This window comes from Escherichia sp. WS1368 (assembly GCF_046487485.1).
Classification (GTDB): domain Bacteria; phylum Pseudomonadota; class Gammaproteobacteria; order Enterobacterales; family Enterobacteriaceae; genus Escherichia; species Escherichia coli.
The window spans coordinates 853,341-877,903 of the sequence record NZ_JBJQJI010000001.1 but is presented as its reverse complement, the minus strand read 5'-3'; the positions used below and the strand labels follow the sequence as shown (position 1 = coordinate 877,903).

Here is a 24,563-nt window from a genome sequence, read left to right as displayed (position 1 = left end):
GATTTATTTCACGCTAAAGGTGTAGTGTCCTTTCGTTTTATGCCCGTCCACCGAAACAACATGCCAGTCAACGGTGTAGGTTCCGGGTTTCAGCGAATCGGCCAGTGGAACAATCAGTTGCTTTTGGTCCTGCTCATTCCGCTTCGCCGGTAATGTTTTAATATTTTCGTTTTTTGGCCCCGTGATTTTTGCACCACTGAATCCTGTTTCAACGCCTTCCGAGAAGTTTAAAGTGATTGCCTGCGGGGCAGCTGTCACTTGCGCATTTGCCGCAGGATACTGATGCGTTAAATGCGCATGTGCCCAGACGGAAGGTGTCACCAACGAAGTGGTCAGGATTGCCAGCGCGTAGCGAAGGGAGCGTGCAGTTGAAGCCATATTATCTATTCCTTTTTGTAATAACTTTTTTACAGAGCATAACCTTGTCTAATGTCTGAGTCGAGGATCATCAATTCCGGCTTGCCATCCAGGCTCACTCTTAGTAACTTTTGCCCGCGAATGATGAGGAGATTAAGAATGCTGAAGAATCTGGCTAAACTGGATCAAACAGAAATGGATAAAGTGAATGTCGATTTGGCGGCGGCCGGGGTGGCATTTAAAGAACGCTACAATATGCCGGTGATCGCTGAAGCGGTTGAACGTGAACAGCCTGAACATTTGCGCAGCTGGTTTCGCGAGCGGCTTATCGCCCACCGTTTGGCTTCGGTCAATCTGTCACGTTTACCTTACGAGCCCAAACTTAAATAAAACTTATACAGAGTTACACTTTCTTACATAACGCCTGCTAAATTATGAGTATTTTCTAAACCGCACCCATAATTTGCAGTCATTTTGAAAAGGAAGTCATTATGTCGTTCTGGAAAGTTGCAGCAGCGCAATATGAGCCTCGTAAAACCTCACTGACCGAACAGGTAGCTCATCATCTGGAGTTTGTGAGGGCCGCCGCCAGGCAACAATGTCAGCTGTTAGTTTTTCCATCGCTTTCTTTACTGGGGTGTGATTATTCGCGACGTGCCCTTCCTGCCCCACCCGATCTCTCGCTGTTAGACCCGCTTTGTTATGCTGCAACGACCTGGCGAATGACCATCATTGCCGGCCTTCCCGTTGAATATAACGATCGCTTTATTCGTGGAATTGCGGTGTTCGCACCGTGGCGAAAAACACCAGGGATCTACCATCAGAGTCATGGTGCATGTCTGGGCCGTCGTTCCAGAACCATCACGGTGGTCGATGAACAACCGGAAGGTATGGATATGGATCCGACCTGTTCACTGTTTACGACAGGGCAATGTCTGGGGGAACCCGACCTACTGGCATCTACCCGCCGCTTACAATTTTTTTCACATCAGTACTCAATTGCCGTGCTGATGGCAAATGCCCGTGGTAACAGTGCACTATGGGATGAACATGGTCGTCTCATCGTTCGCGCCGATCGTGGTTCATTATTGTTAGTCGGTCAGCGTTCATCACAGGGTTGGCAAGGCGATATCATTCCATTACGCTAGGCTTTTTCGGCCTGGAGCATGCCATGTTGCGCATTATCGATACAGAAACCTGCGGTTTGCAGGGAGGGATCGTTGAGATTGCCTCTGTTGATGTCATTGACGGAAAAATCGTCAACCCCATGAGCCACCTGGTGCGCCCCGATCGTCCTATTAGTCCACAGGCGATGGCGATTCATCGCATCACCGAAGCCATGGTCGCCGATAAACCGTGGATTGAAGATGTGATCCCGCACTATTACGGTAGTGAATGGTATGTCGCGCACAACGCCAGCTTTGACCGCCGCGTACTGCCTGAGATGCCCGGTGAGTGGATTTGCACTATGAAACTGGCCCGTCGTTTGTGGCCAGGGATCAAGTACAGCAATATGGCGTTATATAAAACACGGAAGCTCAATGTACAGACGCCGCCGGGCCTGCATCATCACCGCGCGTTGTATGACTGTTATATCACCGCTGCGTTGCTTATCGATATTATGAACACCTCCGGCTGGACGGCAGAACAGATGGCCGATATCACCGGACGTCCGTCGTTGATGACGACCTTCACCTTTGGCAAATACCGTGGCAAAGCGGTTTCCGACGTTGCCGAACGCGATCCGGGCTATCTGCGCTGGTTGTTTAATAACCTGGACAGCATGAGCCCGGAGCTGCGTTTAACACTGAAACATTATCTGGAAAATACTTAATCCTCAGGCGTAGCGGGTAATGTTCCCTGCGCCAGCGCGACCAGAAAAGCATATTCCATCGCTACGCCTTCGTACGATTTAAAGCGGCCAGATTTACCGCCATGGCCTGAGTCCATGTCGGTACAGAGCAATAAAAGATGGTTATCGGTTTTCAGCTCGCGCAATTTAGCGACCCATTTTGCCGGTTCCCAATATTGCACCTGAGAATCGTGTAAACCGGTCGTTACCAGTAAATGCGGATAAGCCTGTGCGGTGACGTTGTCATACGGGCTGTAGCTTTTCATGTACTCGTAATATTGCGGATCCTGCGGATTCCCCCACTCTTCAAACTCACCAGTGGTAAGAGGAATTGATTCATCAAGCATTGTTGTTACAACATCAACAAACGGTACCTGGGCGATAACGCCGTGGAACAATTCCGGGCGTTGATTAATTGCAACGCCCATCAACATGCCCCCCGCACTCCCGCCCATCGCATAACAGAGCGAAGGAGAGCCATAGCCCAGTTTTAACAATGCATCGCAGGCATCAAGATAATCATTAAACGTATTTTTCTTCTTCAGGAATTTTCCGTCTTCGTACCATTGTTGCCCCAGCTCACCACCGCCGCGAACATGGACAATGGCGTAGACAAAGCCACGATCTAACAAACTCAAGCGGCTAAAACTGAAATCGGCATCAATACTTGCGCCGTAAGAACCATAGCCATACACCAGCAATGGGTTGTGTCCTTTGCGAAAATGTTTGCGATGATAGACCAGCGAAACCGGAACTTCGACGCCATCACGGGCGACTATCCACAGGTGTTCACTGCGGTAATTCGCCGCATCAAAACCGGGCACTTCTGTTTGTTTTAATACACGACGCTCACCGGTATCCATATCCAGTTCAAACAAAGTGTCTGGTGTGGTCATGGAAGAATAACCATAACGCAATCGCGCGGTTTCAGGTTCTGGATTGTAGGCAATCCAGGTCACATAGGCCGGATCATCAAAGGCAATGCCAATGACTTCCCGGGTCTTGCGGTTGATTTGGCGCAAACTGGTTAACCCGCGCTGACGCTCTTCAACCACCAGCCAGTCGGTAAACAGCGTAAACCCTTCCAGCATAATGTTATCGCGTGGCGGAATTAACTCTTCCCACTGTTGCTCATCACGCATACGGGTACGGTATAAGCCAAAGTTTTTGCCGTGGCGGTTGGAACGCAGATAAAACCGATGCTGGTAGTGATCAAGGCTGTATTCGTGATCTTTGCGGCGCGGCAGAAAAACAAACGGCTCGGCATCGGCCATTTCCGCGTCCAGCAGGCGAACTTCACTGGTGGTGGCGCTGGCCAGATGAATGACTACATAGTGCTTCGACGTCGTTTTATGCAGGCTGACATAATAGGTATCGTCTTTTTCTTCGTAGATCAGTGTATCTTGCGATGCTGGCGTACCGATGGCGTGACGCCAGACCTGATAAGGAAGCAGCGTCACCGGATGCTTGCGAACATAGTAGAAAGTCCAGGAATCATTTGCCCAGACAAAGCTGGGTTCAACGTTATCCAGCAGTTCCGGATACCAGTTACCTGTTTCCAGATTACGAAAACGAATGCCGTACTGGCGTCGGGAAAGAAAATCTTCTGCCAGCGCCATAATGGTGTTATCGGGCGTAATCGCCATTCCGCCCATCGAATAAAACTCACTATGAGCTGCGCGCTTATTGGCATCGAGCAATATTTCCCACTCATCCCACTCTTCACTGAATGCCGATTGACGCTGGTAGATAGCATATTCACAGCCTGGTTCATAAATATGCCGATAGCGGTAGCCATTTTTTATGTAGGGCGCAGAAACTTCTCTTTGCGGAATGCGGTCGATGATTTCCTTTAAGATGCGATCCTGCAAGGCTTGTTGCGAGGCCATCACCCGATGACCGTAACTATTTTCTTGTTGCAGGTAGTCCAGGACTTCCGGCTGAGAACGCGTATCGTCCCGCAGCCAGTAGTAATTATCGATGCGCGTATCGCCATGAAGCGTCATGGCGTGGGGAATGCGGGCGGCTTTTGGTAGCATGTTATTGTTCTTTCTGGTTGAAACATCTTATAAGGGTGGCAAAACTCACCGGAGATGCAAGCGAAACAGGGTAGTCATTGCTTAGCGAAAAACGCCGTAAACCCTCGCCCAATGCGGGCGGGGATATAAGGCGAAAAGCCCGCAGGGCTTTAAAGATCAATCAGGTGTTGACTGACTCTGAACGTAGGCTCTGAGCGTTTCAATCGTTGCCTCTCCGGTGCTACAGACAAAGTACGATCTCGACCACAAAAGCCCCGTTTTACTCTGCATGCGTAAATGCGCGTTCTGCTGGCGTAGCAAACGTGATGATACCGATTTTAAATTATTGACCATCACACTGACCGCCAGTTTTGGCGGGTAGGCAACCAGCAGGTGTACATGGTCTGGCTCCCCGTCCATCTCAATAATTTCGCATTCAAGCTTTGCCGCAGCGGAGCCAAAAGCCTCACGCAACTGAGCGATCATCTGACTGTCGAATAGTTTGCGTCGATACTTTGTCGTAAAAATAAGGTGCACAACCAGCTTACTGACACTGTGTCGTTTGCGGAGAAATCCCGCCAGTAAATCATCATGATTACTCAATTGATATATTTACCTAAAGTGTTAAAATAAAAGCATTATATCAATGAGCGCTGATTATGTTAAGAGCAACAAAAGTACGCATCTACCCGACACCAGAACAGGCTGAATTTATCAACGCCCAGTTCGGTGCAGTGCGTTTTGCGTACAACAAAGCTCTGCATATCAAGAAACATTCTTACCAGCGGCACCGCGTAAATTTAAACCCGCGTAAAGACCTCAAACCACTGCTTGCAGTGGCGAAGAAATCCCGCCGGTATGGATGGCTTAAAGAATATGATTCTATTGCGTTGCAGCAGGCGGTAATTAACCTCGACGTGGCTTTTTCTAACTTTTTCAATCCGAAACTGAAAGCAGGTAAACCTACCTTTAAAAGTAAACACGGCAGACAATCGAGCTACCATTGTGTTGGCATAAAAGTCCTTGATGCTGCGATAAAAATACCGAAAATCTTGCCGATTGAAGCGCGTTTACATCGTGAAATTACGGGAATGCTGAAAAGTATCACGTTGAGCCGCAGCGCAACCGGGAAATACTACGCGTCGTTACTCTGTGACGACGGGATGGAAGCGCCGGCAAAGCCCGCACTGATATCAAATGTGACAGGGCTGGATATGGGGCTGGCGCATTTTGTCATCAAATCGGACGGCAATAAAATTGCCAGTCCCCGCCACCTAATCAATGCAAGTCGCAACCTGCGCCGGAAGCAGAAAGCACTGTCCCGTAAGAAAAAAGGGAGCGCAAACAGGCGCAAAGCCAGAATACAACTTGCAGCCGTTCACGAACGGGTAGCCGGTGCCCGTGCCGATTTCCAGCACAAGTTATCTCGCGCAATTGTTGACGAAAACCAAGCGGTAATTGTCGAGACATTGAAAATGGCAAATATGATGAAAAATCACCATCTGGCTCGTGCGATAGGCGATGCTGGATGGTCTGGATTCATCACAAAACTGGAATACAAAGCAACAGAGAAAGGTGTGCATCTGGTGAAACTGGATCAATGGTTCGCCAGTTCGAAGACCTGCCACTGCTGCGGTCACAAAATGTCGGAGATGCCATTACATAAGCGCATCTGGCAGTGTCCAGAGTGTGGAGTTGAACATGACCGCGATATCAACGCGGCGCTCAACATCAAACGCAAGGGCATACTGGAATTACAAGCGGCGGGACTCGTCGTTTCTGCCCATGGAGGCCAGCGTAAATCCGTCACACAGACGGTTGCGGCTTAAGAAGTGGGAAGCCTCGCCCGACAGGGCGGGGAGCAGTCACATGATGACAGGTAATGGCGCGGATATCGAATGTTATGCAGACAGAGAAAATCAGCCTGCTCAAATGGCTGTGCGGTTCTGGATAGCCCGAAATAGTCAACTTCAGGCTATCCAGAGAGCGGAATTATTCCGCCAAAGTGCGTTTTTGTTGTTCGAGATCGCGTTCAATGCCTTCACGAACGTCCTGGGGGATTTTCAGCGCGTCACCCAGTGCATTCAGGTAACTGCGTTCCATAAAATGGTCAATATCAATAGCCGCGCAGCTCAGGAAATAGATTTCCAGCGCCTCTTCTTCATTGCGGACCCCGGTAGCCAGGCGTTGTGGATCCAGCGGTTGTTCGATTGCCTGCTCAATGAGTACACGCCCCTGCTCTTCCACGCCGGCTTCACGCAATTGCTGATCGATTGCCGCACGTTCTTTGGCATCAATATGACCATCACTTTTAGCGGCAAAGACCAGCGCAAGGATCAAACGTTCAGTACGCTCATCCAGCGGCGTACTTTGCGCGCCAAACTGCGGTTCGTCCTGATGCGCCGCGCGAATTTTATCTTTGTATTTATTCCACAGCACCGTACCCGCTACCGCTCCGCCGCCAACCAGCAACGCGTTGGTGCCATATTTCGTAAGAAGTTTACGTGCTGATTTATTTGCGACCAGCAGCCCAGCCAGTCCGCCTAATGCGCCCGGCACTAAAAGTTTGCCCAATCCCTGATCCGCAGACGAGGAGGCAGAAGAACTGCTTTGCCCAAGCAGGGATTGCAGTTGATTTAACCAGTTAGCCATATTTGCTCCTCAATAACCATTTTTAGTGCCTGTAGCATAGCGGATGAGGATGTCAGAAAATGTATATCGAGACAAAAGATGCGCAAATAAGCGGGGCGGTTGGCCGTTATTCAAAGAAATTCCCGCCAGGTAAGGTGTTCACTGTATATCAGATGATAAGGGTATTTTAGGTGAAAGTAGTTTGACGTTTTGAGTAGCACTGTTTGATGCTGATTGCCCGATGCGACGCTGTTGCGTCTTCTCAGGCCTACGATTGTGGTGCGTTGTGGGGCGGATAAGGCACTCGCGCCGCATCCGCCAACGGTCAATCGAATTATCAGAAGCCATTAACGCCGCTGATATTCCGCCATTCCCGCTTTGCAGTCCACGCTGACCTGATAATGAATATCGGCACTTTTACCACGCACGGTTAGCGGTACTGACCATTTATCATCTTTACCCTGAATGTCCTGCAAACTGACCCAAGCCACGGGATCGGCCTGACCGACAATTTTTTGATCATCTGCCCAGCGCGCCACGCGATTTTGTTGATAATCACGTTTTACGCTCGCGGCAATTCCGGCAGCATCCAGACCTTCACACTTTGGGAAAGTGACCGACTTGCTGGTTTCATTATTGGCAGCGAAAACTGATGCGCAGGCAGAAACCAACAACAGCCCTAAAAACGCCCCTCTTTTTTTCATGTTTTTCTCCATAGCACAATGATTCAGGAGAAAGCATGGTACAAATTGTCAGGAGCGCAAGTTGCTTCAGGCCGCGTGTGAGGCATCTTCCTCTTCGGATTCAGCACCGACGACCTGTGGGGACGGTAATTTGCCGGTTTTCAGAATGGTGCTCAGCACATCTTTTTGTTCTGCCAGCCATAGCGAAAGGGCTTCACGTTGCTCGTCTTCCATTTGCACTGGAGAATTTGTCAGCCAGGTGTCAAGCAGATCCGCCGTATCAAGCATTTTGTCATAAGCATCGGCTTCCTTTTTGCTGGTAAACGACATTTTCTCTTCGCCCTCACGAATGACTACGTATTTAACTTCAACCGCCATTTGCAGCCTCTCATAATAACTGTGATTTTATACAGTATATTTCTTTTCGGTTGGAAAATCAATATCAGCAATAAAGACACGCGCAAACGTTTTCGTTTATACTGCGCGCGGAATTAATCAGGGGATATTCGTTATGACGTTATTAGGCACTGCGCTGCGTCCGGCAGCAACTCGCGTGATGTTATTAGGCTCCGGTGAACTGGGTAAAGAAGTGGCAATCGAGTGTCAGCGTCTCGGCGTAGAGGTGATTGCCGTCGATCGCTATGCCGACGCGCCAGCTATGCATGTCGCGCATCGCTCCCATGTCATTAATATGCTTGATGGTGATGCATTACGCCGTGTGGTTGAACTGGAAAAACCACATTATATCGTGCCGGAGATCGAAGCTATTGCCACCGATATGCTGATCCAACTTGAAGAGGAAGGACTGAATGTTGTCCCCTGCGCGCGCGCAACGAAATTAACGATGAATCGCGAGGGTATCCGTCGCCTGGCGGCAGAAGAGCTGCAGCTGCCCACTTCCACTTATCGTTTTGCCGATAACGAAAACCTTTTCCGCAAGGCGGTTGCTGAAATCGGCTATCCCTGCATTGTTAAACCGGTGATGAGTTCCTCCGGCAAGGGGCAGACGTTTATTCGTTCTGCAGAGCAACTTGCTCATGCATGGGAGTACGCTCAGCAAGGCGGTCGCGCCGGAGCGGGCCGCGTAATTGTTGAAGGCGTCGTTAAGTTTGATTTCGAAATTACCCTGCTAACCGTCAGCGCGGTGGATGGCGTCCATTTCTGTGCACCGGTAGGTCATCGCCAGGAAGATGGCGACTATCGTGAATCCTGGCAACCACAGCAAATGAGCCAGCTGGCTTTGGAACGTGCGCAAGAAATTGCCCGTAAAGTGGTGCTGGCACTGGGCGGTTATGGGCTGTTTGGTGTCGAGCTGTTTGTCTGTGGTGATGAGGTGATTTTCAGTGAGGTCTCCCCTCGCCCACATGATACCGGGATGGTGACGTTAATTTCTCAGGATCTCTCGGAGTTTGCCCTGCATGTGCGAGCCTTTCTCGGACTTCCGGTTGGCGGGATCCGTCAGTATGGTCCTGCAGCTTCTGCCGTTATCCTGCCACAACTGACCAGTGAGAATGTCACGTTTGATAATGTGCAGAATGCCGTAGGCGCAGGCCTACAGATTCGTTTATTTGGTAAGCCGGAAATTGATGGCAGCCGTCGTCTGGGTGTTGCGCTGGCGACCGCTGAGAGTGTTGATGAAGCGATTGAGCGCGCAAAGCACGCCGCAGCACAGATAAAAGTACAAGCTTAACCCCGGCGAAAAACGCTACCAAAATGCCCGATCGAGGATCGGGCATTTTGACTTTTACAGCTTAGCGCCTTCTACAGCTTCACGCGCCAGCTTAGTAATGCGGTCGTAATCGCCCGCTTCCAGCGCATCTGCCGGAACCAGCCAGGAACCACCGATGCACAGCACGCTTTTCAGCGCCAGGTAGTCACGGTAGTTAGCCGGAGAAATACCACCCGTCGGGCAGAAACGGACCTGGGAGAACGGACCCGCGATCGCCTGCAGGGCTTTCACACCGCCGTTAGCTTCAGCCGGGAAGAATTTGAACTCTTTCAAACCGTAGTCCATACCCAGCATCAGTTCGGAAACAGTGCTGATCCCCGGAATCAGAGGAATAGTCCCTTCGGTAGCAGCCTTCAGCAGCGGCTCGGTCAGACCCGGGCTAATTGCGAACTGTGCACCCGCTTCGGTGACTTCTGCCAGCTGCTGTGGATTCAGCACCGTACCGGCACCCACAATCGCTTCAGGCACTTCTTTGGCGATAGCACGGATAGCGTCAACTGCACACTCGGTACGCAGAGTCACTTCCAGAACGCGCACCCCACCAGCAACCAACGCTTTTGCCATCGGCACCGCGTGTTCCAGTTTTTTTACCACGATAACCGGTACAACCGGGCCGGTGGTCAGGATTGATTCTGCACTTGTTTTCCAGTTTTTCATCAGAGTTTTCTCTCGCCTGATTACAAATTTGTCGTCTTAAAAAGTGATACAGGTTGCGCCCTGTTCGGCACCGGACAGTTTTTCACGCAAGGCGCTGAATAATTCACGTCCTGTTCCCACGCGTGACGCGCTCAGGTCAGGAATGTGTGGTTCGCGAGCAGCCAGTTCCGCTTCGTCTACCAGCAGCGTCAGTTCGCCTGTCTGTCCATTCACACGAATGATGTCCCCGTCGCGCACTTTTGCCAGCAGCCCGCCATCGTAGGCTTCTGGTGTTACGTGGATAGCTGACGGCACTTTACCTGAAGCGCCGGAGAGTCGTCCATCAGTAACTAACGCAATTTTGAAACACCGGTCCAATAATACACCAAGTGGCGGCATGAGTTTATGTAATTCTGGCATTCCGTTCGCTTTTGGCCCCTGATGACGGACAACAACGACACAATCGCGGTCCAGCAAACCCGCTTCAAAAGCCGGCATAACGTCATGCTGGCTTTCAAAAACAACCGCAGGCGCTTCAATCACCTGGTTCTCAACCGGCACGGCAGAGGTTTTCATAACCGCACGGCCCAGGTTACCGCTTAACACTTTTGTCCCACCATGATGAGAGAAAGGTTGTTCGAAGGAAGCGATCACATTGCTGTCGAGTGATTTTTCCGCCCCTTCCCGCCAGTCCAGTTCACCATTATTCAGCCATGGTTCAAGGGTATAACGAGACAGACCAAAACCAGCCACCGTATTGACATCTTCATGCAGCAGGCCTGCTTTGAGCAGTTCACGCACCAGAACCGGTACGCCACCTGCCGCCTGGAAGTGGTTAATATCGGCCGGACCGTTCGGGTAGAGACGTGCCATCAGCGGTACAACATCAGAAAGGTCAGAGAAGTCATCCCAGTTAATCTGAATACCGGCCGCGCGAGCCATCGCCACCAGGTGCATGGTGTGGTTAGTGGAACCACCGGTCGCCAGCAGTGCAACGATACCGTTCACCACCACTTTCTCATCGATCATCTTACCGATCGGCATCCATTCATTACCATTACCGGTCATGCGTGTAACCTGGCGCGCAGCGGCTGCGGTCAAAGCATCGCGCAGCGGAGAATCCGGATGAACAAAAGAAGAGCCTGGCAACTGCATCCCCATAAACTCCACCACCATCTGGTTGGTGTTGGCAGTACCGTAGAAAGTACATGTTCCCGGCGCATGATAAGACGCGGCTTCTGACTCCAGTAATGCCATGCGGTCCACTTTACCTTCGGCATAAAGCTGGCGAATACGCACTTTTTCTTTATTTGGCAAACCGCTTGCCATCGGTCCAGACGGCACAAACACCGCAGGCAAATGCCCAAACGACAGGGCTGCCATAGTCAGACCCGGAACAATCTTGTCGCACACTCCGAGGAACAGCGCACCATCAAACATGTTATGGGACAACCCCACCGCCGCAGACATCGCAATCACTTCGCGGCTTAACAGCGACAATTCCATTCCATCCTGCCCCTGGGTGACACCATCACACATCGCCGGAACACCGCCCGCAACCTGACCAACCGCATTTGCTTCATGCAGGGCTTTACGAATGATTTCTGGATAGTGTTCATAAGGCTGGTGCGCGGAGAGCATGTCGTTATAGGAGGTGATGATGGCGATATTGTTACGCAACATGCTTTTCAAAGAGGCTTTGTCTTCTGGCTGGCAGGCAGCGAAACCGTGTGCCAGGTTACCACATGCCAACTGCGAACGATGAACGGTCGAAGTTTTCGCTTGTTCTATCCGGGCGAGGTAAGCAGAGCGAGTCTCGCGCGAACGTTCAATGATTCGATTTGTTACGCGTAACAATTGTGGATTCATAAAGGCTCCTGAAATTGAGTTGTCAGAGCAGGATGATTCACAACGCGCTTCATTCAGAGGATTTATGACTGAAACGCCTGTAACCGGAGCTCATAGGGCAAAAACGTTTCAGTCAGTGTAATAAAAAAAGCCTCGTGGGTGAATCCGCACGAGGCCTGAAAGTGTAAAAATTGTTCTACAATCTGTGCAAGATCATGTTACCGGTAAAATAACCATAAAGGATAAGCGCAGATATTACTCAAACTCATTCCAGGAACGACCATCACGGGTAATCATTGCCACCGAGGCAACGGGTCCCCAGGTTCCGGCCTGATACGGTTTCGGCGCATCATTGTCCATCGCCCACGCCTCAGTAATGGAGTCTACCCATTTCCAGGCTTCTTCCACTTCATCACGACGAACAAACAGTGCCTGAATACCACGCATGGTTTCCAGCAGCAGACGTTCATAGGCATCCGCCAGATGCGTCTGATTAAAGGTTTCTGAATAGCTCAGGTCCAGCTTGGTGATTTGCAGGTTATGTTTGTGGTCAAGGCCAGGAACTTTATTCAGTACCTGGATATCCACGCCTTCATCAGGTTGCAGACGGATAGTCAGTTTATTTTGCGGTAGATCCTGCCACGACTCTTTAAACAGATTCAGTTCAGGTGTTTTGAAATAGACCACGACTTCAGAGCATTTGGTCGGCAGACGTTTACCAGTACGCAGGTAGAATGGCACACCGGCCCAGCGCCAGTTATCAATGTCGACGCGGATCGCCACGAAGGTTTCTGTATTGCTGCTCTTGTTCGCGCCCTCTTCTTCCAGATATCCCGGCACTTTTTTGCCCTGGGCGAAGCCCGCAGTATATTGCCCGCGTACGGTTTTTTCGCGTACGTTGGAGCGGTCAATACGGCGCAGAGACTTCAGTACTTTCACTTTTTCATCGCGGATGCTGTCTGCACTCAGGTCAGACGGCGGAGACATCGCAATCATGCAAAGAATTTGCAGCAGGTGGTTCTGGATCATGTCGCGCATCTGACCGGCTTTATCAAAATAGCCCCAGCGCCCTTCGATCCCCACTTCTTCTGCCACGGTAATCTCAACATGATCGATGGTGCGATTGTCCCAGTTGTTCACAAACAGAGAGTTAGCAAAACGCAGCGCCAACAGGTTCAGCACCGTTTCTTTACCAAGATAGTGGTCGATACGGTAAACCTGGCACTCCTCGAAGTATTCGCCAACCTGATCGTTGATTTCCTGCGAGGTCGCCAGCGACGTCCCCAGCGGTTTCTCCATGACTACGCGTGCCGGTTTAGCATTCAGTTTTGCCTCGCCAAGCCCTTTGCAAATTGCGCCAAAAGTGCTGGGCGGCATGGCAAAGTAGTTAATGGTGATACGATTTTTTTGATCCAGCATCGCGCCGAGACGGCTGAATGCAGCAGTGTCATTGACATCGAGATTACAAAAATCCAGACGTGCACTCAGGGTGTCCCATAAACCTTCATCAATGGTTTCTTTCATGAAAGTTTCGAGCGCCTCGCGGACAACTTTGGTATAAGCCGCTTTATCCCAGTCAGCACGCCCTACGCCGATAATCCGGGTGTCCGGGTTGAGCTGACCGGCTTTTTCCAGTTGATACAGGGAAGGCAGCAATTTACGACGCGCAAGGTCGCCTTTCGCGCCGAAAATGACCAGGTCACAGGCCTGGGCTGTTTGCGTTACCGCCATGTCATTCTCCTTAAGTTAACTATCCCGGTACTTAAGCCAGGGTATACTTGTAATTTTCTTACGGTGCACTGTACTGCTTTTACGAGCTTGCGAAAACTGTAAACGCTTATCCACCCGTGCGATTACGGTAAAAGCGCGCAAAGTGCGGCAAAACTGATAAAAAAATCATCGTTTTCCATTGGGTAAAAATCTGACACTGATCATGTTATGAAAAAAAATAACAACTTTTTTATCTGCTTTTGTCATTAACACAGCACACAGGCGTAATATCTGACAAAACTGCATTTCGATTTCTTTCAGTGCGGAAATCGTCATTACCCGTGAGTCTCTTTACATCATGAATATGCTGGAAAAAATCCAGTCTCAGCTGGAACATTTGAGCAAATCAGAGCGCAAAGTTGCCGAGGTCATTCTGGCTTCGCCCGATAACGCGATCCATTCGAGTATTGCTGCTCTGGCGCTGGAAGCCAATGTTAGCGAACCGACGGTGAATCGTTTCTGTCGCAGCATGGACACGCGCGGTTTTCCTGATTTTAAACTTCATCTGGCACAAAGTCTGGCGAATGGCACTCCCTATGTTAATCGCAACGTCAATGAAGATGACAGCGTTGAATCATACACGGGGAAAATATTTGAGTCCGCAATGGCAACGCTCGATCATGTCCGTCATTCATTGGATAAATCTGCCATCAACCGCGCCGTCGACTTACTCACTCAGGCAAAAAAAATCGCCTTTTTCGGATTAGGCTCTTCTGCCGCTGTTGCCCACGATGCGATGAATAAGTTCTTTCGTTTTAATGTTCCGGTGGTGTACTCCGATGATATTGTGCTGCAACGCATGAGTTGTATGAATTGTAGCGACGGAGACGTGGTGGTGCTGATTTCTCACACGGGAAGAACAAAAAATCTGGTCGAGCTGGCGCAGCTGGCACGCGAAAACGACGCCATGGTGATTGCCCTCACCTCTGCAGGTACCCCGCTCGCCCGGGAAGCCACGCTAGCAATTACCCTCGACGTACCGGAAGATACTGACATTTATATGCCCATGGTTTCTCGACTTGCACAGCTGACCGTGATAGATGTGCTGGCGACAGGATTTACTTTGCGACGCGGTGCAAAATTCAGAGATAACTTGAAGCGGGTCAAGGAAGCGCTGAAGGAATCGCGTTTTGATAAGCAGTTACTTAATTTAAGTGACGATCGCTAAAAACGACTGTCACTGTCCTAATCTTATACGACATCCGAATGAGATTAATTTATAGCCATCGCGGCGTTATTTCATTCGGATTTCATGTTCAAGCAACACCTGGTTGTTTCAGTCAACGGAGTATTACATGTCCAGAAGGCTTCGCAGAACAAAAATCGTTACCACGTTAGGCCCAGCAACAGATCGCGATAATAATCTTGAAAAAGTTATCGCAGCGGGTGCCAACGTTGTACGTATGAACTTTTCTCACGGCTCGCCTGAAGATCACAAAATGCGCGCGGATAAAGTTCGTGAAATTGCCGCAAAACTGGGGCGTCATGTGGCTATTCTGGGTGACCTCCAGGGGCCCAAAATTCGTGTATCCACCTTTAAAGAAGGCAAAGTTTTCCTCAATATTGGGGATAAATTCCTGCTCGACGCCAACCTGGGTAAAGGTGAAGGCGACAAAGAAAAAGTCGGTATCGACTACAAAGGCCTGCCTGCTGACGTCGTGCCTGGTGACATCCTGCTGCTGGACGATGGTCGCGTCCAGTTAAAAGTACTGGAAGTTCAGGGCATGAAAGTGTTCACCGAAGTCACCGTCGGTGGTCCCCTCTCCAACAATAAAGGTATCAACAAACTTGGCGGCGGTTTGTCGGCTGAAGCGCTGACCGAAAAAGACAAAGCAGACATTAAGACTGCGGCGTTAATTGGCGTAGATTACCTGGCTGTCTCCTTCCCACGCTGCGGCGAAGATCTGAACTATGCCCGTCGCCTGGCACGCGATGCAGGCTGTGATGCGAAAATTGTTGCCAAGGTTGAACGTGCGGAAGCCGTTTGCAGCCAGGATGCAATGGATGACATCATCCTCGCCTCTGACGTGGTAATGGTTGCACGTGGCGACCTCGGTGTGGAAATTGGCGACCCGGAACTGGTCGGCATTCAGAAAGCGTTGATCCGTCGTGCGCGTCAGCTTAACCGCGCAGTAATCACGGCGACCCAGATGATGGAGTCAATGATTACTAACCCGATGCCGACGCGTGCAGAAGTCATGGACGTAGCAAACGCCGTTCTGGATGGTACTGACGCTGTGATGCTTTCTGCAGAAACTGCTGCTGGTCAGTATCCTTCAGAAACTGTTGCAGCCATGGCGCGCGTTTGCCTGGGTGCGGAAAAAATCCCGAGCATCAACGTTTCTAAACACCGTCTGGACGTGCAGTTCGACAATGTGGAAGAAGCTATTGCCATGTCAGCAATGTACGCGGCTAACCACCTGAAAGGCGTTACGGCGATCATCACCATGACCGAATCGGGTCGTACGGCGCTGATGACCTCCCGTATCAGCTCTGGTCTGCCAATTTTCGCCATGTCACGCCATGAACGTACGCTGAACCTGACTGCTCTCTATCGCGGCGTTACGCCGGTGCACTTTGATAGCGCTAATGACGGCGTAGCAGCTGCCAGCGAAGCGGTTAATCTGCTGCGCGATAAAGGTTACTTGATGTCTGGTGACCTGGTGATTGTCACCCAGGGCGACGTGATGAGTACCGTGGGTTCTACTAATACCACGCGTATTTTAACGGTAGAGTAAGTACGTTGCCGGATGCGGCGAAAACGCCTCATCCGGCCTACAGTTCAATTATAGTTCAACAGATTTCGAATCTTCTGAAGCAAACTTGAACTTATCACAAGGCGGAGGCCTCTCCTCGCGAGAGGCTTTTTTTATTTGATGGGATAAAGATCTTTGCGCTTATACGGTTGGATTTCGCCCGGCTTGCGAGTTTTCAGCAATTTTAATATCCAGGTGTATTGTTCTGGTCGCGGACCAACAAAAATCTCGACTTCTTCATTCATCCGCCGCGCAATCGTATGGTCATCTGCCTCTAACAGATCATCCATCGGTGGGCGCACCTGAATCGTCAGGCGATGCGTCTTGCCATCATAAATCGGAAACAGCGGTACAACGCGCGCACGGCACACTTTCATCAAACGACCAATCGCGGGCAACGTCGCTTTATAGGTGGCAAAGAAATCAACAAATTCGCTGTGCTCTGGGCCATGATCCTGATCGGGTAAATAATATCCCCAGTACCCCTGACGTACCGACTGGATGAATGGTTTAATACCATCATTTCTCGCATGCAGACGACCGCCAAAACGACGACGCACCGTGTTCCAGACATAATCAAAAACCGGGTTGCCCTGATTATGGAACATCGCTGCCATTTTCTGCCCTTGCGAGGCCATCAGCATGGCAGGAATATCGACGGCCCAACCGTGCGGCACCAGAAAGATCACTTTCTCGTTATTACGTCGCATCTCTTCGATAATCTCCAGCCCTTGCCAGTCAACGCGCGGCTGAATTTTCTCCGGCCCGCGTATTGCCAACTCAGCCATCATTGCCATCGCTTGCGGCGCGGTGGCAAACATCTCATCAACAATCGCTTCGCGTTCAGCTTCACTACGTTCTGGAAAGCAGAGCGACAAATTGATTAACGCACGACGGCGTGAGCTTTTTCCCAGGCGTCCGGCAAAACGTCCCAGCCGTGCCAGAATGGGGTCGCGAAACTTTGGCGGCGTTAAAGCAATACCCGCCATCGCTGCTACGCCCAGCCATGCTCCCCAGTAGCGCGGGTGGCGAAAGGATTTATCAAACTCAGGAATGTATTCGCTATTATTTTTTTTCGTTTCCATGCTTTTCCAGTTTCGGATAAGGCAAAAATCAATCTGGTGATAGTGTAGCGGCGCAACTTGCCCCGCACCAAATAAAAAAAGCCGGTACTGACTGCGTACCGGCTGCGAATGGATGTTAATTAATCAAACCGTAGCTGCGGCACAATCTCTTTGGCCTGCGCCAGGAATTCGCGACGATCGGAGCCGGTCAGCCCTTCGGTACGCGGCAGTTTTGCCGTCAGCGGGTTTACGGCCTGCTGGTTTATCCATACTTCATAGTGCAGATGCGGCCCGGTTGAACGTCCGGTATTACCGGAAAGCGCGATACGGTCGCCACGTTTCACCTTCTGTCCCGGTTTCACCAGAATCTTGCGCAAGTGCATATAACGCGTGGTGTAGCTGCGACCATGACGAATAGCCACATAATAACCTGCTGCGCCACTGCGTTTGGCAACCACCACTTCACCGTCACCCACTGAAAGCACCGGCGTACCCTGTGGCATGGCGAAATCAACACCTCTGTGTGGCGCAACACGACCAGTCACCGGATTAGTACGACGCGGGTTAAAGTTAGACGAGATACGGAACTGTTTCGCCGTCGGGAATCGCAAGAATCCTTTCGCCAGACCAGTACCGTTACGATCATAGAATTTGCCATCTTCAGCGCGGATTGCGTAATAATCTTTACCTTCTGAACGCAAACGTACGCCCAGCAGTTGGCTTTGCTCACGTTTACCATCAAGCATTTCTCGTGACATTAACACCGCAAATTCATCGCCTTTTTTCAGTTTGCGGAAATCCATTTGCCACTGCATGGCTTTAATCACTGCGCTCACTTCGGCGCTGGTTAAACCGGCGTTTCTGGCGCTGGCAACAAAGCTTCCCCCGACGGTACCTTTCAGCAGATTGTTGACCCACTCTCCTTGCTGCATTTCGCTGGTCATTTTAAAACCGTTAGCGGCAGTACGGTCATAGGTTCGGGTTTCACGACGAGACACTTCCCAGGTGAGGCGCTGCAGTTCGCCGTCCGCGGTTAATGTCCAGGAGAGTTGTTGACCGATTTTCAGGTTACGCAATTCTTTGTCGGCAGCAGCCAGTTGGGTGATATCACCCATATCAATACCATACTGATTGAGAATGCTGCTTAGCGTATCGCCAGTGGAAACAACATATTCATGCACGCCCGCTTCACCGGCGATTTTGTCATCCAGTTCATCCTGGGGAATGGCTTCATCTTCTTGTGCAGCTTGATCAATCGGCTCACTGGCTTCAGGTAAGAGCGAACGAATTTCGTTCTGTTCCAGCTCAATGGTTTTGACAATTGGCGTGGCATCGCGGTGATAAACATAGGGCCGCCAGACAGCGACGGCCAGAGTAAGAACGGTGAGCGACCCCAACATAACGCGGTGTGGTCGCGGTAAATTATTAAACGCCAGGGCGACAGAGCGGGCTATCTGTTGCACGTAATCACTTCCTCATTAATCTCCTTTCAGGCAGCTCGCATACTGGTTGGCTAATTGATTCAGGAATTCTGAATAGCTTGTTTTACCCAGTTTGATATTCGTCCCCAGGGGATCCAACGTTCCCATACGAACGGATGTCCCTCGTGCGACGCTCTCAACGACCGCTGGCCTGAACTGTGGCTCAGCAAAAACGCAGGTTGCTTTTTGCTCAACCAACTGTGTTCTTATTTCATGTAAACGCTGCGCGCCAGGTTGAATCTCAGGGTTAACGGTAAAATGACCAAGCGGTGTCAGTCCGAACTGTTTTTCGAAATAGCCGTAAGCATCGTGAAAAACGAAATAACCTTTCCCCTTGAGCGGCGCGAGCTCGTTACCAACCTGCTTTTCGGTTGAGGCTAATTGTGCCTCAAAATCCTTCAGGTTGGCGTCAAGTTTGGCTCGACTTTGCGGCATAAGTTCCACTAATTTTCCATGGATTGCAACCGCTGTAGCCCGCGCTATCTCTGGGGAAAGCCAAAGATGCATGTTGAAATCGCCGTGATGGTGATCTTCGTCACTTTTTTCCGCGTGGTCGTGATCATCATCATCGCCGTGAATACTTTTCATCAGCAGCGGTTTCACATTCTCTAGCTGCGCAATCGTTACCTGTTTCGCTTCAGGTAATTTACTTACCGGTTTTTGCATGAACGCTTCCATCTCCGGGCCAACCCAAACGACTAAGTCCGCGTTCTGTAAGCGTTTTACATCTGATGGACGCAGTGAATAATCATGTTCTGAAGCGCCGTCAGGTAGTAAAACCTCCGTTTCTGTTACCCCATCAGCAATGGCAGAAGCGATGAACCCAACGGGTTTAAGCGAAGCGACAACGGCAGCATCTGCGGCCTGTGTTGCACCGCCCCAGAGAGCGGCGGATAATGCTGCGAAAAGAAGCGTTTTTTTATGTAACATAATGCGACCAATCATCGTAATGAATATGAGAAGTGTGATATTATAACATTTCATGACTACTGCAAGACTAAAATTAACATGACAAGTCTGGTTTCCCTGGAAAATGTCTCGGTTTCTTTTGGCCAACGCCGCGTCCTCTCTGATGTGTCGCTGGAACTTAAACCTGGAAAAATTTTGACTTTACTTGGGCCAAATGGCGCAGGTAAGTCGACACTGGTACGGGTAGTGCTCGGGCTGGTAACACCCGATGAAGGGGTTATCAAGCGCAACGGAAAACTGCGCATCGGCTATGTACCGCAGAAGCTGTATCTCGACACCACGTTGCCACTTACCGTAAACCGTTTTTTACGCTTACGCCCTGGCACACATAAAGAAGATATTTTGCCTGCACTGAAACGTGTCCAGGCCGGGCATCTGATTAACGCACCGATGCAAAAGCTCTCGGGTGGCGAAACACAGCGTGTATTGTTAGCGCGAGCATTGTTAAATCGACCGCAATTATTAGTGCTGGATGAACCCACTCAGGGCGTGGATGTGAATGGTCAGGTGGCGTTATATGACCTTATTGACCAGTTGCGTCGCGAACTGGATTGTGGCGTTTTAATGGTCTCTCACGATCTGCATCTGGTAATGGCAAAAACCGATGAAGTGCTTTGCCTGAATCACCACATTTGTTGTTCCGGTACACCGGAAGTTGTTTCCCTGCATCCGGAGTTTATTTCTATGTTTGGTCCTCGTGGTGCTGAACAACTGGGTATCTATCGCCATCATCATAATCATCGTCACGATTTACAGGGACGAATTGTTTTGCGTCGGGGAAATGATCGCTCATGATTGAATTATTATTTCCCGGTTGGTTAGCCGGGATCATGCTCGCCTGTGCCGCGGGTCCGCTGGGTTCGTTTGTGGTCTGGCGTCGTATGTCTTATTTCGGTGATACGCTGGCCCATGCCTCATTACTTGGTGTCGCGTTTGGTTTGTTGCTGGACGTGAATCCATTCTATGCGGTGATTGCAGTTACGCTGCTGCTGGCGGGCGGTCTGGTATGGCTGGAGAAGCGTCCACAGCTGGCGATCGACACGTTATTAGGGATAATGGCGCACAGTGCCCTGTCGCTGGGCCTGGTGGTCGTTAGTCTGATGTCTAATATTCGTGTTGATTTGATGGCTTACCTGTTCGGTGATTTGCTGGCAGTGACGCCAGAAGATCTCATCTCTATTGCAATTGGCGTGGTCATCGTGGTGGCGATTTTGTTCTGGCAATGGCGCAATTTGCTGTCGATGACGATTAGCCCGGATCTGGCGTTTGTTGATGGTGTGAAATTACAGCGCGTGAAATTGTTGTTGATGCTGGTGACGGCATTGACGATTGGTGTAGCGATGAAATTTGTCGGCGCGTTGATTATTACTTCGTTGCTAATTATTCCTGCTGCTACTGCACGTCGCTTTGCCCGCACGCCGGAACAGATGGCAGGTGTCGCTGTTTTGGTGGGGATGGTGGCAGTGACTGGCGGTTTAACCTTTTCCGCATTTTACGATACACCAGCAGGCCCGTCGGTGGTGCTATGCGCGGCACTGTTATTTATTCTCAGTATGATGAAAAAACAGGCCAGCTAATCTTTCGCTGAACACATTTGTCGGATGCGGCGCGAGCGCCTTATCCGACCTGTGGTTCGCTATCTCTGGTATATGCCTGATAAGACGCGAATAGCGGCGCATCAGGCAACACTGCCAGTGTCGGATGCGCCGCGAGCGACCGATCCGACTTACGGCATTTCTGGCGGCGTGATGCCGAAGTGGTTCCACGCCCGCACTGTCGCCATACGCCCGCGCGGTGTACGCTGCAAAAAGCCTTGCTGAATCAAATAAGGTTCCAGCACATCCTCAATGGTTTCACGTTCTTCGCCAATGGCAGCCGCCAGGTTATCCAGACCTACCGGCCCACCAAAGAACTTATCGATTACCGCCAGCAACAATTTGCGGTCCATATAATCGAAACCTTCGGCATCGACATTCAGCATATCCAGCGCCTGAGCAGCGATATCAGCCGAGATGGTGCCATCGTGCTTCACTTCGGCGAAGTCACGCACTCGACGCAGCAGACGGTTGGCAATACGTGGCGTACCGCGAGCGCGACGAGCAACTTCCAGCGCGCCGTCATCACTCATCTCAAGCCCCATAAAGCGTGCGCTGCGACTGACGATATATTGCAGATCCGGCACCTGATAAAACTCCAGACGCTGCACAATACCAAAACGATCGCGCAACGGTGATGTCAGCGAACCTGCGCGCGTGGTTGCACCAATCAGGGTAAACGGCGGCAAATCAATTTTAATGGAGCGTGCCGCCGGACCTTCACCAATCATGATATCCAGTTGGTAGTCTTCCATTGCCGGGTACAGCACTTCTTCAACAACTGGCGATAGACGGTGGATCTCATCAATAAACAGCACGTCATGCGGTTCAAGGTTAGTGAGCATCGCTGCCAGATCGCCGGCCTTTTCCAGCACCGGACCAGAAGTCGTGCGTAAATTAACGCCCATTTCATTGGCGACAATGTTGGCAAGCGTAGTTTTACCCAACCCCGGAGGACCAAAAATCAACAGATGATCGAGGGCATCGCCGCGCAGTTTCGCTGCTTTGATGAAAATCTCCATCTGTGAACGAACCTGCGGCTGACCAACATACTCTTCCAGTAATTTAGGGCGAATGGCGCGATCTGCCACATCTTCCGGCAAAGTGGTACCGGCAGAAATCAGACGGTCTGCTTCAATCATCCTTTACCTCATAACGCGGCGCGTAGGGCTTCGCGAATTAATGTTTCACTGCTGGCGTCAGGGCGAGCGATTTTGCTCACCATGCGGCTTGCTTCTTGTGGTTTATAGCCCAGCGCCACCAGCGCGGCAACCGCTTCTTGTTCAGCATCGTCGGTCGCCGGGCTGGCAGGAGACGTGAGTACCAGGTCGGCGGCTGGCGTAAAGAGATCGCCATGCAAACCTTTAAATCGGTCTTTCATTTCAACAATCAAGCGTTCGGCGGTTTTTTTGCCAATACCCGGCAGTTTCACCAGTGCCCCCACTTCTTCACGCTCAACGGCATTAACGAACTGCTGCGCTGACATTCCGGAGAGGATCGCCAGCGCTAACTTCGGGCCGACGCCGTTGGTTTTGATCAACTCTTTGAACAATGTGCGCTCTTGTTTATTGTTAAAACCGTACAGCAGTTGCGCGTCTTCACGCACCACAAAGTGGGTGAAAACGATCGCTTCCTGACCCGCTTCAGGGAGTTCATAAAAACAGGTCATCGGCATATGCACTTCATAGCCTACGCCGCCCACTTCAATTAACACCAGCGGGGGTTGTTTTTCAATGATGATGCCTCTGAGTCTGCCTATCACATGACGCTCCTGCGTAATGAATCAAAGATAATGCTGTATGATAAAAAAATGCTGGATAGATATCCAGCGAAGGATGAAGAAAACTTGCGAGGTGTCCCGATGATCTGAAAAATGGCACAGTATAATTTGTTCTACAGGTTATATTGGAAGCAAATATTTTAATATTACATATTCAGTGAAGAAATGCGTAATAAAAATATACATTGCGCCTCCTGAAAAAATAAATTTTTTATGCTATTACGTATATTCGTATCTATTTCAATGGAATGACAACGTGAATATTAATTACCCTGCTGAATATGAAATTGGAGATATCGTCTTTACATGTATAGGTGCTGCCTTATTTGGTCAAATATCAGCTGCATCAAATTGCTGGAGTAATCACGTCGGGATCATTATCGGTCATAACGGTGAAGACTTCCTGGTTGCAGAAAGCCGGGTTCCCCTTTCAACCATCACCACGCTATCTCGTTTTATTAAACGTTCGTCTAATCAACGCTATGCTATAAAGCGATTAGACGCTGGGCTGACAGAACAACAAAAACAACGAATTGTTGAACAGGTTCCCTCCCGGCTACGCAAACTTTACCACACCGGTTTTAAATACGAATCTTCGCGCCAGTTCTGTTCAAAATTTGTTTTTGATATTTATAAAGAGGCGCTATGTATTCCGGTGGGTGAAATAGAGACGTTTGGAGAATTGTTAAATAGCAATCCGAATGCAAAACTCACTTTCTGGAAATTCTGGTTCCTGGGTTCTATTCCGTGGGAGCGTAAAACCGTCACGCCAGCCAGTTTGTGGCATCATCCGGGTTTGGTGTTGATTCATGCGGAGGGAGTGGAAACGCCTCAGCCGGAACTGACCGAGGCGGTATAACTTAACGCAGTCGCCCTCTCGCCAGGTTCAGCCGCGATTCGCTCATCTGCATCGCATTCTGACTGACGTGACAATGGGTAATCGCGATAGCTAATGCATCGGCAGCATCCGCCTGTGGATTAGCGGGCAGTTTCAGCAAGGTGCGGACCATATGCTGCACCTGGCTTTTTTCAGCACTACCAATACCTACCACCGTTTGCTTTACCTGACGTGCCGCATATTCAAATACCGGCAATTCCTGATTCACCGCCGCCACAATCGCCACGCCGCGCGCCTGACCCAGTTTCAGGGCTGAGTCAGCGTTCTTCGCCATAAAGACTTGTTCAATGGCGAAATAATCAGGCTCGAACTGGGTGATGATTTCCGTCACGCCCGCATAGATGAGCTTCAGACGAGACGGTAAATCATCCACTTTGGTGCGTATGCATCCGCTACCCAGGTAGGAGAGTTGCCTGCCTACCTGGCGGATGACGCCATAGCCGGTCACGCGCGAACCCGGGTCAATGCCGAGAATAATAGCCATCACGCGTCTCCG

Annotated in this window: 26 protein-coding genes; 10 read left to right on the top strand and 16 right to left on the bottom strand. The window is 50.4% G+C overall.

The window, feature by feature from the left end; translation table 11 throughout:
* Positions 1-3: 3 nt before the first annotated feature.
* The gene (gene yobA, locus ACJHYD_RS04255; protein ID WP_000168747.1) at positions 4-378 is read right to left on the bottom strand and encodes a CopC domain-containing protein YobA; all 375 of its coding nucleotides are present in this window, start codon (positions 376-378) and stop codon (positions 4-6) included.
* Between the two features lie 138 nt (positions 379-516).
* On the opposite strand from yobA, the gene holE reads away from it, so the two are divergent.
* From holE to exoX, 3 genes are all read left to right on the top strand, one after another.
* Positions 517-747, top strand: coding sequence for a DNA polymerase III subunit theta (holE, locus tag ACJHYD_RS04250; RefSeq protein ID WP_000916763.1), 231 nt, complete (start codon positions 517-519; stop codon positions 745-747).
* A 101-nt stretch (positions 748-848) separates the two neighbouring features.
* Complete coding sequence (gene yobB, locus ACJHYD_RS04245) at positions 849-1,505, top strand: carbon-nitrogen hydrolase family protein YobB (RefSeq protein ID WP_000011653.1); 657 nt, start codon at positions 849-851, stop codon at positions 1,503-1,505.
* Positions 1,506-1,528: 23 nt separating this feature from the next.
* Complete coding sequence (gene exoX / locus ACJHYD_RS04240; RefSeq protein ID WP_000944256.1) at positions 1,529-2,191, top strand: exodeoxyribonuclease X; 663 nt, start codon at positions 1,529-1,531, stop codon at positions 2,189-2,191.
* Here the strand turns inward: exoX and ptrB are convergent.
* Positions 2,188-4,248, bottom strand: a complete 2,061-nt coding sequence (gene ptrB, locus ACJHYD_RS04235; RefSeq protein ID WP_001551233.1) for an oligopeptidase B — start codon at positions 4,246-4,248, stop codon at positions 2,188-2,190. The two genes, exoX and ptrB, sit on opposite strands and share 4 nt — an antisense overlap.
* 156 nt (positions 4,249-4,404) lie before the next feature.
* Positions 4,405-4,830 carry an IS200/IS605-like element ISEc46 family transposase gene (tnpA, locus tag ACJHYD_RS04230; RefSeq protein WP_000064873.1) on the bottom strand — a complete coding sequence of 142 codons (426 nt, stop codon included), beginning with the start codon at positions 4,828-4,830 and terminating at the stop codon, positions 4,405-4,407.
* A 56-nt stretch (positions 4,831-4,886) separates the two neighbouring features.
* Here tnpA and ACJHYD_RS04225 point away from each other — a divergent pair, with 56 nt between their 5' ends.
* Positions 4,887-6,056, top strand: coding sequence for an RNA-guided endonuclease InsQ/TnpB family protein (locus ACJHYD_RS04225; protein WP_001551234.1), 1,170 nt, complete (start codon positions 4,887-4,889; stop codon positions 6,054-6,056).
* 163 nt (positions 6,057-6,219) lie between these two features.
* Here ACJHYD_RS04225 and ACJHYD_RS04220 read toward each other — a convergent pair whose 3' ends face one another.
* The 3 genes from ACJHYD_RS04220 to yebG form a co-directional block, all read right to left on the bottom strand.
* On the bottom strand, positions 6,220-6,879 hold the full coding sequence (locus ACJHYD_RS04220) for a tellurite resistance TerB family protein (protein ID WP_000024733.1): 660 nt from the start codon (positions 6,877-6,879) through the stop codon (positions 6,220-6,222).
* Positions 6,880-7,205: 326 nt separating this feature from the next.
* Positions 7,206-7,562 (bottom strand): protein YebF, encoded by a 357-nt coding sequence (gene yebF, locus ACJHYD_RS04215; RefSeq protein ID WP_001295500.1) that lies wholly within the window; start codon positions 7,560-7,562, stop codon positions 7,206-7,208.
* A 66-nt stretch (positions 7,563-7,628) separates the two neighbouring features.
* Positions 7,629-7,919: a DNA damage-inducible protein YebG gene (gene yebG / locus ACJHYD_RS04210; RefSeq protein WP_000257738.1), complete on the bottom strand. Its 291-nt coding sequence runs from the start codon at positions 7,917-7,919 to the stop codon at positions 7,629-7,631.
* 133 nt (positions 7,920-8,052) lie between these two features.
* On the opposite strand from yebG, the gene purT reads away from it, so the two are divergent.
* Positions 8,053-9,231 carry a formate-dependent phosphoribosylglycinamide formyltransferase gene (purT, locus tag ACJHYD_RS04205; protein WP_001551236.1) on the top strand — a complete coding sequence of 393 codons (1,179 nt, stop codon included), beginning with the start codon at positions 8,053-8,055 and terminating at the stop codon, positions 9,229-9,231.
* Between the two features lie 54 nt (positions 9,232-9,285).
* On the opposite strand, the gene kdgA is transcribed toward purT, so the two are convergent.
* The 3 genes from kdgA to zwf all read right to left on the bottom strand — a co-directional run bounded on the left by kdgA (position 9,286) and on the right by zwf (position 13,485).
* Entirely contained in the window at positions 9,286-9,927 is a 642-nt protein-coding gene (gene kdgA / locus ACJHYD_RS04200) for a bifunctional 4-hydroxy-2-oxoglutarate aldolase/2-dehydro-3-deoxy-phosphogluconate aldolase (protein WP_000800512.1), read from the bottom strand.
* Positions 9,928-9,963: 36 nt separating this feature from the next.
* On the bottom strand, positions 9,964-11,775 hold the full coding sequence (gene edd, locus ACJHYD_RS04195; RefSeq protein WP_001069467.1) for a phosphogluconate dehydratase: 1,812 nt from the start codon (positions 11,773-11,775) through the stop codon (positions 9,964-9,966).
* A 234-nt stretch (positions 11,776-12,009) separates the two neighbouring features.
* Positions 12,010-13,485, bottom strand: a complete 1,476-nt coding sequence (gene zwf / locus ACJHYD_RS04190; protein ID WP_000301727.1) for a glucose-6-phosphate dehydrogenase — start codon at positions 13,483-13,485, stop codon at positions 12,010-12,012.
* Between the two features lie 337 nt (positions 13,486-13,822).
* On the opposite strand from zwf, the gene hexR reads away from it, so the two are divergent.
* Entirely contained in the window at positions 13,823-14,692 is an 870-nt protein-coding gene (gene hexR / locus ACJHYD_RS04185) for a DNA-binding transcriptional regulator HexR (protein WP_001056694.1), read from the top strand.
* A gap of 127 nt (positions 14,693-14,819) precedes the next feature.
* Positions 14,820-16,262: a pyruvate kinase gene (pyk, locus tag ACJHYD_RS04180; RefSeq protein WP_000091148.1), complete on the top strand. Its 1,443-nt coding sequence runs from the start codon at positions 14,820-14,822 to the stop codon at positions 16,260-16,262.
* Positions 16,263-16,393: 131 nt separating this feature from the next.
* Here the strand turns inward: pyk and lpxM are convergent, their stop codons facing one another.
* The 3 genes from lpxM to znuA all read right to left on the bottom strand — a co-directional run bounded on the left by lpxM (position 16,394) and on the right by znuA (position 19,755).
* A complete protein-coding gene (lpxM, locus tag ACJHYD_RS04175) occupies positions 16,394-17,365 on the bottom strand; it encodes a lauroyl-Kdo(2)-lipid IV(A) myristoyltransferase (RefSeq protein ID WP_000448381.1) in 972 nt (323 codons plus the stop codon).
* 119 nt (positions 17,366-17,484) lie between these two features.
* A complete protein-coding gene (mepM, locus tag ACJHYD_RS04170; RefSeq protein WP_001184045.1) occupies positions 17,485-18,807 on the bottom strand; it encodes a murein DD-endopeptidase MepM in 1,323 nt (440 codons plus the stop codon).
* A gap of 15 nt (positions 18,808-18,822) precedes the next feature.
* On the bottom strand, positions 18,823-19,755 hold the full coding sequence (gene znuA, locus ACJHYD_RS04165) for a zinc ABC transporter substrate-binding protein ZnuA (RefSeq protein WP_011076428.1): 933 nt from the start codon (positions 19,753-19,755) through the stop codon (positions 18,823-18,825).
* A gap of 78 nt (positions 19,756-19,833) precedes the next feature.
* Here znuA and znuC point away from each other — a divergent pair, with 78 nt between their 5' ends.
* A complete protein-coding gene (gene znuC, locus ACJHYD_RS04160; protein WP_000202996.1) occupies positions 19,834-20,589 on the top strand; it encodes a zinc ABC transporter ATP-binding protein ZnuC in 756 nt (251 codons plus the stop codon).
* Complete coding sequence (gene znuB / locus ACJHYD_RS04155; RefSeq protein ID WP_000571479.1) at positions 20,586-21,371, top strand: zinc ABC transporter permease subunit ZnuB; 786 nt, start codon at positions 20,586-20,588, stop codon at positions 21,369-21,371. The genes znuC and znuB overlap by 4 nt, the downstream gene beginning before the upstream one ends.
* Before the next feature lie 149 nt (positions 21,372-21,520).
* On the opposite strand, the gene ruvB is transcribed toward znuB, so the two are convergent.
* From ruvB to yobI, 3 genes are all read right to left on the bottom strand, one after another.
* The gene (gene ruvB / locus ACJHYD_RS04150) at positions 21,521-22,531 is read right to left on the bottom strand and encodes a Holliday junction branch migration DNA helicase RuvB (protein WP_000568522.1); all 1,011 of its coding nucleotides are present in this window, start codon (positions 22,529-22,531) and stop codon (positions 21,521-21,523) included.
* A gap of 8 nt (positions 22,532-22,539) precedes the next feature.
* The gene (ruvA, locus tag ACJHYD_RS04145) at positions 22,540-23,151 is read right to left on the bottom strand and encodes a Holliday junction branch migration protein RuvA (RefSeq protein WP_000580323.1); all 612 of its coding nucleotides are present in this window, start codon (positions 23,149-23,151) and stop codon (positions 22,540-22,542) included.
* 138 nt (positions 23,152-23,289) lie between these two features.
* Positions 23,290-23,355, bottom strand: a complete 66-nt coding sequence (gene yobI, locus ACJHYD_RS04140) for a stress response small protein YobI (protein WP_010723105.1) — start codon at positions 23,353-23,355, stop codon at positions 23,290-23,292.
* 70 nt (positions 23,356-23,425) lie between these two features.
* Here yobI and ACJHYD_RS04135 point away from each other — a divergent pair, with 70 nt between their 5' ends.
* Positions 23,426-24,028, top strand: a complete 603-nt coding sequence (locus ACJHYD_RS04135; protein ID WP_001024929.1) for a YebB family permuted papain-like enzyme — start codon at positions 23,426-23,428, stop codon at positions 24,026-24,028.
* 1 nt (position 24,029) lies between these two features.
* Here ACJHYD_RS04135 and ruvC read toward each other — a convergent pair whose 3' ends face one another.
* Positions 24,030-24,551, bottom strand: a complete 522-nt coding sequence (gene ruvC / locus ACJHYD_RS04130) for a crossover junction endodeoxyribonuclease RuvC (RefSeq protein ID WP_001551239.1) — start codon at positions 24,549-24,551, stop codon at positions 24,030-24,032.
* Between the last annotated feature and the right edge of the window lie 12 nt (positions 24,552-24,563).

Coding starts and splice junctions, on each gene's coding strand:
- purT (WP_001551236.1), top strand. CDS start 8,053: ATGACGTTATTAGGCACTGCGCTGCGTCCGGCAGCAACTCGCGTGATG.
- ruvC (WP_001551239.1), bottom strand. CDS start 24,551: ATGGCTATTATTCTCGGCATTGACCCGGGTTCGCGCGTGACCGGCTAT.
- zwf (WP_000301727.1), bottom strand. CDS start 13,485: ATGGCGGTAACGCAAACAGCCCAGGCCTGTGACCTGGTCATTTTCGGC.
- yobA (WP_000168747.1), bottom strand. CDS start 378: ATGGCTTCAACTGCACGCTCCCTTCGCTACGCGCTGGCAATCCTGACC.
- yebF (WP_001295500.1), bottom strand. CDS start 7,562: ATGAAAAAAAGAGGGGCGTTTTTAGGGCTGTTGTTGGTTTCTGCCTGC.
- lpxM (WP_000448381.1), bottom strand. CDS start 17,365: ATGGAAACGAAAAAAAATAATAGCGAATACATTCCTGAGTTTGATAAA.
- ACJHYD_RS04225 (WP_001551234.1), top strand. CDS start 4,887: ATGTTAAGAGCAACAAAAGTACGCATCTACCCGACACCAGAACAGGCT.
- znuB (WP_000571479.1), top strand. CDS start 20,586: ATGATTGAATTATTATTTCCCGGTTGGTTAGCCGGGATCATGCTCGCC.
- yebG (WP_000257738.1), bottom strand. CDS start 7,919: ATGGCGGTTGAAGTTAAATACGTAGTCATTCGTGAGGGCGAAGAGAAA.
- znuA (WP_011076428.1), bottom strand. CDS start 19,755: ATGTTACATAAAAAAACGCTTCTTTTCGCAGCATTATCCGCCGCTCTC.
- yobB (WP_000011653.1), top strand. CDS start 849: ATGTCGTTCTGGAAAGTTGCAGCAGCGCAATATGAGCCTCGTAAAACC.
- pyk (WP_000091148.1), top strand. CDS start 14,820: ATGTCCAGAAGGCTTCGCAGAACAAAAATCGTTACCACGTTAGGCCCA.
- holE (WP_000916763.1), top strand. CDS start 517: ATGCTGAAGAATCTGGCTAAACTGGATCAAACAGAAATGGATAAAGTG.
- edd (WP_001069467.1), bottom strand. CDS start 11,775: ATGAATCCACAATTGTTACGCGTAACAAATCGAATCATTGAACGTTCG.
- hexR (WP_001056694.1), top strand. CDS start 13,823: ATGAATATGCTGGAAAAAATCCAGTCTCAGCTGGAACATTTGAGCAAA.
- ptrB (WP_001551233.1), bottom strand. CDS start 4,248: ATGCTACCAAAAGCCGCCCGCATTCCCCACGCCATGACGCTTCATGGC.
- ACJHYD_RS04220 (WP_000024733.1), bottom strand. CDS start 6,879: ATGGCTAACTGGTTAAATCAACTGCAATCCCTGCTTGGGCAAAGCAGT.
- ruvB (WP_000568522.1), bottom strand. CDS start 22,531: ATGATTGAAGCAGACCGTCTGATTTCTGCCGGTACCACTTTGCCGGAA.
- exoX (WP_000944256.1), top strand. CDS start 1,529: ATGTTGCGCATTATCGATACAGAAACCTGCGGTTTGCAGGGAGGGATC.
- znuC (WP_000202996.1), top strand. CDS start 19,834: ATGACAAGTCTGGTTTCCCTGGAAAATGTCTCGGTTTCTTTTGGCCAA.
- kdgA (WP_000800512.1), bottom strand. CDS start 9,927: ATGAAAAACTGGAAAACAAGTGCAGAATCAATCCTGACCACCGGCCCG.